This is a genomic window from Chitinophaga sp., assembly GCF_035564935.1.
Taxonomy (GTDB): domain Bacteria; phylum Bacteroidota; class Bacteroidia; order Chitinophagales; family Chitinophagaceae; genus Chitinophaga.
The window spans coordinates 1-10,224 of record NZ_DATMTE010000764.1 but is presented as its reverse complement, the minus strand read 5'-3'; the positions used below and the strand labels follow the sequence as shown (position 1 = coordinate 10,224).

Annotated in this window: 8 protein-coding genes; 6 read left to right on the top strand and 2 right to left on the bottom strand. The window is 49.5% G+C overall.

Annotated features, from left to right (window positions below):
- A partial coding sequence (locus VN105_RS19850; protein WP_325643427.1) for an isopentenyl-diphosphate Delta-isomerase occupies positions 1-387 on the top strand: 387 nt, incomplete at its 5' end.
- 209 nt (positions 388-596) lie between these two features.
- Entirely contained in the window at positions 597-1,571 is a 975-nt protein-coding gene (locus VN105_RS19845) for a terpene synthase family protein (RefSeq protein ID WP_325643425.1), read from the top strand.
- A gap of 55 nt (positions 1,572-1,626) precedes the next feature.
- Here the strand turns inward: VN105_RS19845 and VN105_RS19840 are convergent, their stop codons facing one another.
- Together VN105_RS19840 and VN105_RS19835 are read right to left on the bottom strand one after the other, a co-directional pair.
- Entirely contained in the window at positions 1,627-2,667 is a 1,041-nt protein-coding gene (locus tag VN105_RS19840; RefSeq protein ID WP_325643423.1) for a hypothetical protein, read from the bottom strand.
- Positions 2,668-2,678: 11 nt separating this feature from the next.
- Positions 2,679-3,383: a TMEM175 family protein gene (locus tag VN105_RS19835; protein WP_325643421.1), complete on the bottom strand. Its 705-nt coding sequence runs from the start codon at positions 3,381-3,383 to the stop codon at positions 2,679-2,681.
- 173 nt (positions 3,384-3,556) lie between these two features.
- Here VN105_RS19835 and VN105_RS19830 point away from each other — a divergent pair, with 173 nt between their 5' ends.
- From VN105_RS19830 to VN105_RS19815, 4 genes are read left to right on the top strand one after another with little or no spacing between them, the layout of a single operon-like run.
- Positions 3,557-4,903 carry a TolC family protein gene (locus tag VN105_RS19830; RefSeq protein WP_325643419.1) on the top strand — a complete coding sequence of 449 codons (1,347 nt, stop codon included), beginning with the start codon at positions 3,557-3,559 and terminating at the stop codon, positions 4,901-4,903.
- Positions 4,904-4,939: 36 nt separating this feature from the next.
- Entirely contained in the window at positions 4,940-6,076 is a 1,137-nt protein-coding gene (locus tag VN105_RS19825; RefSeq protein WP_325643417.1) for an efflux RND transporter periplasmic adaptor subunit, read from the top strand.
- Between the two features lie 21 nt (positions 6,077-6,097).
- Positions 6,098-9,271: a multidrug efflux RND transporter permease subunit gene (locus VN105_RS19820; protein ID WP_325643415.1), complete on the top strand. Its 3,174-nt coding sequence runs from the start codon at positions 6,098-6,100 to the stop codon at positions 9,269-9,271.
- Between the two features lie 17 nt (positions 9,272-9,288).
- On the top strand, positions 9,289-10,041 hold the full coding sequence (locus VN105_RS19815; RefSeq protein ID WP_325643413.1) for a class I SAM-dependent methyltransferase: 753 nt from the start codon (positions 9,289-9,291) through the stop codon (positions 10,039-10,041).
- Positions 10,042-10,224 lie beyond the last annotated feature (183 nt).

The following is a 10,224-nucleotide window of genomic DNA, read 5'->3' as shown; positions in this document are numbered from 1 at the left end:
AGGGCGCTGGAAAAATATCATTCTGCCGGGCTATGGACCAATGCTTGTTGCAGCCATCCATGCCCCGGTGAAGATACAGCTGCAGCCGCACACCGGCGCCTGATGGAAGAAATGGGGTTCGATTGCGAGCTCCGGGAGATTTTCTCTTTTACTTACAAAACTGGTTTTGACAACGGGTTAACCGAACATGAATTTGACCACGTATTGCTGGGTACCTATAACGGCAACATATTTCCTGATGCATCCGAAGTATGCGATTACCGCTACCTGTCGTCCGGCGAAATACTGGAATTAATGGAAAAAGAACCTGCTGCGTTTACCATCTGGTTTCATCGCGCACTACCATTGGTATTGCAATATCTCGGTACGCCGGTTAATGCAGTATAATTAAACTTTTATTTTACTATGCCACTTTTTGCTGTTAACCGGGTTGTTTTAGCTTAAATAAAATGATAGCGCCTGCCTGCCTGGCCTTCTGCTTTTAAGCAGTGGCAGATCCCGTGTGCCTGCTCCCTGATACCCTTCCGGAATCCACCCCGGTTATGCCTTCGTCGTTTTTATTACCCACCATAATTAACTATTAAACCCAAAGACACATGACAACCATCCAAATGCCAACTATCAGTTACCCATTCCCTTCCGGCCTTAACCAGCATGTACATGAAGCTCAGCAACATATTGTTTCCTGGGTTACATCTTATGGCCTGATCACCACAGAAACCGCCCACCGGCGCTTTGAAAAGGCCCGTTTTGCCTGGCTTGCCGCCAGGGCCTTTCCCGACGCGGCTTTGCATGAGCTCTGTATCATCGCAGACTTCAACACGTGGCTGTTTATCCTCGATGACCAGTGCGATGAAGCCACAGCAGGACGTAAGGCGGATTACCTCCGGAGTATGATGGCGGGATTAATGGATATCCTGCATCACAACCGCCAGGTAACTCCTGAAACCGGGGGACCGCTACCGGCAGCCCTCAGCAGTATCTGGGAACGTATGCGCGCTATCAGCAGCCCCTCATGGCGACTGCGTTTTATCCGGAGCATGGACGATTATTTTACTTCCTGTATCTGGGAGGCGGAAAACCGCGAAGCCGGGATCACTCCCTCCGTGGCGGATTATGTGCACATGCGGCCGTTTACCGGTGCGCTCCTGGCAGATATCGAGGCCATTGAAATTATTGAGAAGATCTATCTCTGCAGGGAGGTGGTAGAACAGCCGTTGGTACAACGTATGATCCAGGCATGCAACAATATCGTTTGCTGGGCCAACGACCTGTTCTCCTGTACAAAGGAAGCCCGCCAGGGCGACGTGCATAATCTCGTACTGGTATTACAGCATGCCAGGCAATGCAGCCTCCAGGAAGCCATCAACGAAGCCGCCCGCATGCACAATGAGGAAGTGGCGATCTTCATCGCCCTGGAGAAATTGCTTCCGCTGAAAGGTACTGAAACCGATTATGAACTGTTGCGCTATATATCAGTGCTCAGGTCCTGGATCACCGGGAATTACGACTGGAGTGTGAAAGATACCGGCCGTTATGGTATAGCCGTTGGAGATGTAGTAGCAGCTTAGCAGAGCGCCTGCGGCGTTTGTTTTTTCAGGGAGATGACAAACGGCCGCAGGCCTTTTATTTTCGCACATTTCCCTGTTTCATCCTTTTTTCAATAAGACGGCCAACCCACCAGAACGACAATGCCAGGATGCCAAAGAAAAGGCCCTTGTTGGTGAAGTCCCAGAGATATTCAAAATAGCGGGTATACAGGTCCAGCAAGAGGAAGGCCACCCCCAGGTCGCGCAGCAGGTCGTCTTTCAAACGGAGCCCCAGCAGGAGCACACCGGCGCATAGCGCCGTGTAAATGATCACCCATTGCAGCAGGTGAACCTGGCGCAATTGCTGCCATTCATCCCAGGTGCCGCAGTTACCGAAAATAGAGATCAGCCAGCCGGAAATAAGCAGCAGTACCCATCCGCCACTCCAGGTAATATCTTTAATGGGAGCATACACCCGGAACTGCCGCAGCAGCCCGGCAACCCCGGTAAGCAACACGCCCAGCAAGGCCATGCGGCAGGGGAGATTCATCCCCAGGAAATAGGAAGCATCGCCGGTTAGGAAATAGGTGAGCTTCACATAAGCCGGGATCAGGCAAAGCAGGGTGGCCACCCACAACAGCCGGGAATGCAGGGTAATGCCCAGCACGCCATAACAAACAGTAGCCAGCAGCCAGAAGGCGCCATAATTTCCTTCCAGGTAGTTAACACTTTTACCGAAGTATACCACGCTCACGCCTATACTAAGAACCGGCAACAGCCAGAAAAGCTCCCGGTTAAATGAAAACAGGGGCTGATGCTTATTGCGCCGCCATCCCTCGTAACAGAGAAAAACAGTCAGCGCACCAAATAACAAGGCAATCACACCGTCGGTCAGCGAAAACTTCTTCCTTATAATCTCAATCCATTTGTCATTCAGCACCAGTGATCCGAAAGCCATCAGGGCACAGGAAATAGCCGCAATAAAAATATAGAGCGTAAGGGTTTGCCAGTCGGTGTTCACCACCTTGTAGCTTTTCTGCAGTTCGCCGGCCTGCTCGTCACTGATAAGGCGATCCTGCTGCCACGACTGTATCGCCCGTTGTATTACCTGTGCTTCCTTCTTGTCAAGTTCTAACATAGGCTGCTTTTTCAGTGGTTAGCCCCCATTTTGTGTACGAGACGGAGCGTATTACGTTTTTTTATCTTTAAACGGAAATAATTAAACAATGCCAGCGCCGGGATCAGGATATAACTGATACGCTGGTACGCCGTATTTTCGGGGAACAGGAAATAGGTCATAGCAATGCATGTAAAACCTGTTGCCATGGTGAGAAAGCCGTATTTAAACCGCTGGTATATCAGCTCTTTTTCGGTATGATGCCCTGTTACCGCCAGGTCCGGATTTTTCTGGAAAACAAAATAGCTGATCCAGAACAGCGCCGCCAGGCAACCCGCCACATTACAGAGGTAAATGAAGAAAGGTAACATGAAATGGGAACTGGTATGCAGCAACGCAGAAGTAGAAAAAGGAAACGTCACAATAAAAAATAAAAAGAAAAGATGACGATGAATCAATCCTTCATTGTAATTTTGGAGAAACCGGCATAACTGAAGATGCCGTACCCAGAAATTTCCAATGAAAACAAAACTTACTGCAAAGGCCAGGAACTGGATGGCGGTAGGTTCAAAAAATTCCCAGTAACCGTTGACAGGCATTTTGCCCGGGAGGGCAGGTAATTTGATTTCAAGGATCAGCAAAGTAATGGCAATGGCAAACACGGTATCACTGAAAAGAAGCAATCGCTCCAGCTCAAACTCACGGTAAAACGGTTTGGGTTCTTTTATAACAGACATAGACATAGTTAACAATAACTTTTCCGAAAGATACGAAAATAGCTTTTAGCGGTGATTATTAGCCATTCCGTTCATTTCCCGGGATGGTAAAACAGCCGGCTATCCAACAGAACCTTTTTACCTGTTTGTTGTTAAGTATCTATCAATCATCATATACTTTCAAAGTAATACGTATGCATTGTCGTCTTTTTCTATGCACCTTTATTTTACTTTCAGGGATAACAAGAGCTTATGGGCAAACAGATACAGCGCAACAGGGACCTTTCGCTTTTAACCTGGCCAATTGCATACAGTATGGACTTGCACATCAGAACGATGTCGTAAATGCCGGGCTGGATATCGATTTTTCCAGGGAACAGATCAAAGAAGCCACCGGGAAGCTGTTGCCCCATGCAGATGTGAACGCCAGCTTCACAGACAACCTGAAACTGGCTACGTCTTTGATACCCGATCTCACCAACCCGACTTCCGGCGTAAGGATCCCCGTTCAGTTTGGAACCAAGTTCGCATCTGCTGTTACCGGGCAGGTAAACCAGACGATCTTTAACAGCGACTACTTCCTGGGGCTGAAAGCCGCAAGAGTATATGGAGGGCTCGCGGAAAGAACCTACAAAAGAACGGAAATAGATACCCGTGTGGCTATCACAAAAGCCTATTATGCCGTGCTGGCCAATGAAGAGAACATCCGTCTCTCCAAAGCCAATATGGACCAGCTGGAGAAAACCCTGAAAGATACCAAAGCCCGTTACGACGTAGGAGTGGCCGAGAGGGTGGATGTAGACAGGATCCAGGTATCCTATAATAACGTGGTGACCGATATTGAAACCCAGATCCGTTTGCTCGTATATACTACCCAGTTACTGAAGTTCCAGATGGGGATGCCGCAGGAAGCAAAACTGGACCTTACAGAAACAGTGCAGGACCTCAACGTGGAGGCCTTTATATCAGACACCATTGACTACCAGGTGCAGGACCGCGTGGAATACGACATTCAAACCACCCAGATTGCCCTGAATGAACTGAGCCTGAAAAGTAAGAAGATGTCGTTCCTGCCATCCCTGAACGGTTATGTGAACTATGGCTGGAACTATTTCTCGGCAGATTTCGGCGACCTCTATAAAACCGGTTTTGGCGCCTCCGCACTGGGATTAACCCTGGCATGGCCCATTTTTACCGGCACAGAAAGGATACACCAGATCAGGCAGAATAAAATCACCCTGAAAAAATCACAGAACGACCTCAGTTACCTGTCCCAACAGATCAAACTGGAAGTCTCCAACGCCAATACCCAGTATCTGAACAATAAATCCCGGTTCACCACCCAGAAAACAAATATGGGACTCACCCAGGGAATTTACGACCGTATTATGCTCAAATTTGAACAGGGAGTATCCAGCAGCCTGGATGTGATTTCAGCGGAAAGTGAACTGAAACAGGCACAGGTAGATTATGTGCAGGCGCTCTTAAACACCCTGATCAGCAAAACAGACCTGGATAAAGCCATGGGCAAAATCAAATAAAGTATCAGCATTCGTAATTCGCAATTAATTTCTCATATGTATCTAATAAATTACAAGCGGACCTTTTATGTAGCAGGAATGATACTCTGTGTAGCCTGTGGCAACAGCAAAAAACAACAGCAACAGGCCGCCATGATGGGGATGAAACCAACCGTAGTAGCTGCAGAAGTAGTACCGGCCGTATATACCGTGTCGGAGAAATTTCCTGCTACCCTGGTGGCGCACGATATTGTGCAGCTCAAACCGGACGTTTCCGGTTACCTGGAAGCCATCCGGGTGGCCGACGGCAGCAATGTAACCAAGGGACAACCCCTGTATGATATAGACCGGAGCCGCTATACCGCCGCTTACGGGCAGGTAGCCGCTACCCAGCAACAGGCAGAAGCCGACCTTGCACAACGGCAACGGGACTACGAAAGATATAAATCCCTGCTGGAACATGATGCCATCTCCAAACAAACAGTAGACCAGGCATACACCGCCATGCTTACTGCACAGGCCAATGTAGCCGCCGCAAAAGCTTCTGTAGCCAGGGCCGGCACAGATGTAAATCACGCCGTGGTACGCGCCCCGGTAACGGGTAAGATCGGTATCGTACAGGTAAAAGTAGGGGATGTGATCAACGCCGGGCAAACCCTTATCAACACCATCGTTAATGAACGTCCCATGTTTGCAGATATGGATATTCCCCAGGCCCGCCTGCCGGAATTTCTGCGCATCCAGAAAGGTAAAGGCGGCGATGAAAAATTCTTTATCCAGTTCGGAGATGGTACCCGCTACGGCGAAACAGGAAAAGTACTCACCATCAATAATATTGTAGACCCGCAAACCGGTACCGTAAGGGTACGGCTTGTTTTTGAGAATAAGGATAATATGCTGAAATCCGGTATGAGCATCGTTATTGTAATGCAATACGGCACACCGGCTACTCAGCTAGCCATCCCGGCGAAAGCCATTATCCAGAACTTATCGGAAACCAGTGTTTACACCATTTCAAAAGATAATGTGATCGGCGCCCGGGACATTGTGCCCGGACCGGTTACGGATACCATGCAGCTGGTAACCAGCGGACTGAAAGCCGGCGACAGGATCGTAGTAGAAGGTATACAGCGGGTGAAACCCGGAGATACCGTGAACATTGCCGGACCAGGAGCAGGGGCAGCCAAACCATAAATATTAAACCAGCATCACAGTATGATCTCAAAAACATTTATAGAGCGCAAGAATACTACGATCGTAATTGCTATCATTATTGTGATTGTAGGGCTCATCTGCATGTTTAACCTCCCTATTGCACAGCTGCCGGACATCGCACCGCCGGTAACAGATGTAAGGGCCAACTATGTGGGAGCCAACTCCACAACGGTAGAGGAAACAGTAACCACCCCCATTGAAAACCAGGTGAATGGTACACCGGGCGCCATGTACATCCAGTCGGTAAGTGCAAACGACGGCTCCATGAGTATCACCGTCAGCTTTAAACTGGGCACCGATCCTGATATTGCTACCCTGGATGTACAGAACCGCGTGAGCCTTGCCCTGCCAAGTACGCCGGATGAAGTACGCCGTGTAGGGGTAACCGTTAAGAAACGTTCCAATGATATGCTGATGGTAATCGCGCTGAACTCCCCCAAAGGGAAACACTCACGCGAGTTCCTTGATAACTACCTGAATATTTACCTGAAGCCGGAACTGGCCCGTGTGGCCGGTGTGGGCGATGTAAACGCTTTTTCGCAGGACTATAGTATGCGTATCTGGCTGAACCCGGATAAGATGGCGGCCCTCGGGCTTACCGCCGGCGATATTGCCCGCGCCATCACGGAACAGAACCAGCAGGTACCCGCCGGGTCTGTAGGAGCAGCGCCTATGCGCAGTACGCAGGCGTTTGAATACACCGTAAGTGTAAAAGGACGCCTGGCCACCACGGAAGAATTTGGTAATGTGGTAGTAGCCACCAGCCAGAACGGTAGCCTCGTTCGCCTCCGCGATGTAGCACGTATAGACCTGGGTTCCTTTACTTACGCCATTGAAGCAAAGGCTGATGGTAAAACCGGTAGCGGTATGGCCATCTACCTGGCGCCCGGCGCCAATGCGCTGGATGTGAACGACCTGGTAATAGCAAAAATGAAGGAAATGTCAAAACGTTTCCCGGATGATGTGGAATGGCTGGTGCCGTTTGAATCCACCTCTTTTGTGAAGATCTCTATTGAAGAAGTAATACAAACATTTGTAGAGGCCCTGATCCTGGTGGTGATCGTGGTATTTGTGTTCCTCCAGAACTGGAGGGCTACCATCATCCCCATCCTGGTGATCCCGATCTCCCTGATTGGTACCTTTATATTTTTCCAGCTGCTGGGTTTCTCCATCAATACCCTTACCCTGTTCGGTTTTGTACTGGCTATCGGTATCGTGGTGGATGATGCCATTGTGGTGGTGGAAGCGGTACAGCATCATATCGACGCCAACCTGATGTCGCCGCGGGAAGCCACGTTCAAAGCCATGTCGGAGGTACAGGGGCCGGTAATTGCCATCGCCCTCATCCTGGCAGCGGTGTTTGTGCCCGTGGCCTTTATTCCTGGTGTAAGCGGCCGGTTGTACCAGCAGTTTGCCCTCACCATCGCTTTCTCGGTGTTACTGTCGGCCTTCCTGGCACTAACGTTAACGCCTGCACTCACCGCCATCCTGCTGAAGCCCGCGCACCTTACGCAGAAATCGAGAGGGCTGAACAAGATCTTCTTCAAATTCAATGAATGGTTTGAAAGATTTACCAACCGCTATGGAAGAGGGGTGATGTTCAGTATCCGCCAAACGCCGGTTGTATTGGTGCTCATGGCGCTACTGTTTGCCGGCGCATTCTATCTCTTTAAGAAAACGCCTACCACCTTTGTTCCCCAGGAAGATATGGGCGCCATGTTCATTGCCCTGGAACTGCCCGAAGCTTCTTCTTCCCAGCGTACAAAGGAAGTGGTGGCGCAGATCAGTGATATCCTGACAAAAGACAGTGCAGTACTGCACTTTTTTGGTATCACCGGGATCAACTTTGTGGCCAACGCTACCAAGCCTAACTCCGGCACCTTCTTCGTGAGCCTCCGTCCCTGGGACGAACGTTACAAACACGGGGATAATATGAATAAGGTATTGGGAAGAATCCAGATGGCCACCGGGCGCATCATTGGCGCCAATATAATCTGTATTCCATCGCCTACGCTGCGTGGATTGGGTAATACAGGCGGGTTCTCTTTTATGCTGGAGCAACGGAGCAATCCCGATATCAACCAGTTCCTGCAGGTAATGGGACAGTTCCTCATGGCAGCCAATCAACGCCCTGAAATAGCGCGCGCATACGCCTTCTTCAGCGCCAATACTCCACAATTCAATGTGGAGGTGGACCGCGACAAATGTAAACAACTCGGTGTAGCCGTGAGCGATGTATTCAACGCATTGCAAACTTTCCTCGGAGGGTTATATGTGAACGATTTCACTAAATTCAGCCGCAGCTTCCGCGTGGTATTGCAGGCAGATTCTACCTACCGTACCAGTATCAATAACCTGAATACTTATTACGTTCGTAATAATACCGGGCAAATGGTGCCGCTCAGCGCACTGATCACCACCAAAAAAGCATCGGGCGCGCCGGTAATCAATCACTTTAACCTGTACCGTTCTGTGGAGATCAACGGCGATACCAAACCTGGTTACAGTAGCGGTGATGGTATCAATGCGCTGAAAGAAGTGGCCGCAAAGGTGTTGCCGGAAAACTTCTCTTTCGAGTGGGCCAACGTATCCCTCCAGGAAATTGAAGCCGGTAACAGCAGTACGCTCATCTTTGGACTATCCATCCTGTTTGTGTTCCTGTTGCTTACGGCCTTGTATGAAAGCTGGTCGGTGCCGTTCTCTGTATTGCTGGCCGTGCCTATTGCATTGTTCGGATCCATCCTGGCGCTGTCGTTAACGAAACAGGCCAACAGCGTATACTCACAGATCGGTTTGATCACCCTGATCGGTTTGGCTGCAAAGAACGCCATCCTGATCGTAGAGTTCTGTAAGGAACGTGTAGACAGGGGCATGCCGCTGCTGGACGCTACCCTGGAAGCGGTAAAATTACGTTTGCGTCCTATCCTGATGACCTCTTTCGCCTTCATTTTAGGGGTGCTGCCATTGTGCCTGGCACAAGGTGCGGGCGCTGCTTCCCGCGTTAATATAGGCTTTACCGTAGTAGGTGGTATGCTGGCCGCAACAGTGTTGGGAATCTTTACGGTACCGGTATTGTATGTGCTCATCACAAAACTCTCTTACGGTAAGAAGAAACTGGCAGACCTGGAAGCGCATGGTAATGAAGAGAAGAAACCTAAAGGATTAGGAGAATAATCCTAACTTCATTACGTATGAAAAACACCGAACGTTTCAGTACACGCGTAAACAACTATATCAAATACCGGCCACACTACCCTGTGGCCGTTATTCCGTACCTGGAAACCGCCACCGGCCTTACCCGGCAAACCATAGTGGCGGATATAGGCGCTGGTACGGGCATTTCCGCCCAGCCTTTTCTCGATAACGGGAACAAGGTATACGCCGTGGAGCCCAATAAAGAAATGAGGGAAGCCGCTGAAAAGCTGCTGAACCGGTACGCTGATTTCATCGCCGTGAACGGCACTGCTGAACATACCACATTACCAGATGCCTCCATTGACCTGGTGGTGGCAGGCACCGCATTCCACTGGTTTGATCAGCAGGCTACTGCTGCAGAATTTCGCCGCATAGGCCGGAAAGAAGCCTGGGTGGTACTGATGTGGAACGTTCGCCAGGCGGAACTGCCATTTGAAAAAGGATATGAAAAACTCCTGCATCAATTCGGTACCGACTATAAAGATATGGAGCACAGGAACGTTGGGTCGTCACAGTTATCTTCTTTTTTTCAACCTGGCACCATGCAGGAAAAAGTGTTCCAGAACGCCCAGCTATTCGATTTCGCCGCACTGAAAGGAAGATTACTTTCCTCCTCATACGTTCCCGAAGAAGGCCATCCGTCGCACATCCCCATGATGCATGCCCTGGAAGACCTGTTCCAAAAATATAAGGAGCAGGGCATGGTGAAGTTCCACTACGAAACCAAACTATACGTAGGCAAGGTATAGCGGAGGGATCGCCTTCGGCGATTGTCTTGGAACAGGATTACGCTGATTATACTGATTTGTTTGATTTTATTTTCTGGATTTTGAAAAAAGGATTTGGGGAGATCTTAGCGAAAGTATCCGCTTAGATCTCCCCAAATCCTTTAAATCAAAAAAAATCGAATCAGTGTAATCAGTATAATCAGC

Coding starts and splice junctions, on each gene's coding strand:
- VN105_RS19840 (WP_325643423.1), bottom strand. CDS start 2,667: ATGTTAGAACTTGACAAGAAGGAAGCACAGGTAATACAACGGGCGATA.
- VN105_RS19835 (WP_325643421.1), bottom strand. CDS start 3,383: ATGTCTGTTATAAAAGAACCCAAACCGTTTTACCGTGAGTTTGAGCTG.
- VN105_RS19825 (WP_325643417.1), top strand. CDS start 4,940: ATGTATCTAATAAATTACAAGCGGACCTTTTATGTAGCAGGAATGATA.
- VN105_RS19845 (WP_325643425.1), top strand. CDS start 597: ATGACAACCATCCAAATGCCAACTATCAGTTACCCATTCCCTTCCGGC.
- VN105_RS19815 (WP_325643413.1), top strand. CDS start 9,289: ATGAAAAACACCGAACGTTTCAGTACACGCGTAAACAACTATATCAAA.
- VN105_RS19830 (WP_325643419.1), top strand. CDS start 3,557: ATGCATTGTCGTCTTTTTCTATGCACCTTTATTTTACTTTCAGGGATA.
- VN105_RS19820 (WP_325643415.1), top strand. CDS start 6,098: ATGATCTCAAAAACATTTATAGAGCGCAAGAATACTACGATCGTAATT.